This window comes from Paenibacillus puldeungensis, assembly GCF_042678945.1.
Taxonomy (GTDB): domain Bacteria; phylum Bacillota; class Bacilli; order Paenibacillales; family Paenibacillaceae; genus Fontibacillus; species Fontibacillus puldeungensis.
The window spans coordinates 1-635 of record NZ_JBHTLM010000050.1 but is presented as its reverse complement, the minus strand read 5'-3'; the positions used below and the strand labels follow the sequence as shown (position 1 = coordinate 635).

The window sequence follows — 635 nt, the reverse complement described above, 5'->3', positions numbered from 1 at the left end:
CGCTTATGCTTGCCGTACGCTCGGTCAGCCACGAGAATAAACTTCGGATCCAAAACATCTGCACAACTATGCAGGTCCGGCGAGTTTCCTGTGGTCTCTGTCACCTTTTGAAGGTGGCCTTGATCGGCAATCAGAGAAACGTGCAGCTTGATTCCTGCTTTTTCTCCTTTCAGCGGAGCCCAAGGAAGTCTCCCGAGGCCAACAGTGATTTTGGTAGAGTCCACGAGAAGCAATTCCTTAGGGATTGCGAGCTTACGCCGAGTCGAACGATTGCAAAGGCTAATCATAAGATTCAGCATCCGCTTAAAAAGCTCAAAGGGAACGTCCTTTGCTTTTTTCGAAAGGGTAGAATGATCGACGGTTTTTAGGCCACATCGCCTCATTCGCTGTTCAGCATCCCGATACCCGTTCCATTGATGAAATGCCGCTTCGGCCAAGAATAAAAAGAGATCATAGACCGTAAACTTCCGCGCCACGTCGACATATTCAAGCTCTCCAAGGAGCGGAAGCATTCTTTCTTTGGAAATCACGGATTGCAGAATGTTTGATAATGAAGTAGACTTTTTCATGAGGCCGCCTCGTTTCGGATGGTTTGTAGGGGTACAAACACTTTACCGAATGTGGGGCCTTTTTGC

1 pseudogene is annotated in these 635 nt (G+C 48.0%); it reads right to left on the bottom strand.

From position 1 onward, the window contains the following. Window positions 1–569: pseudogene (locus ACFQ3W_RS26020) on the bottom strand (IS4 family transposase); the annotation flags it as partial. Window positions 570–635: the final 66 nt, after the last annotated feature.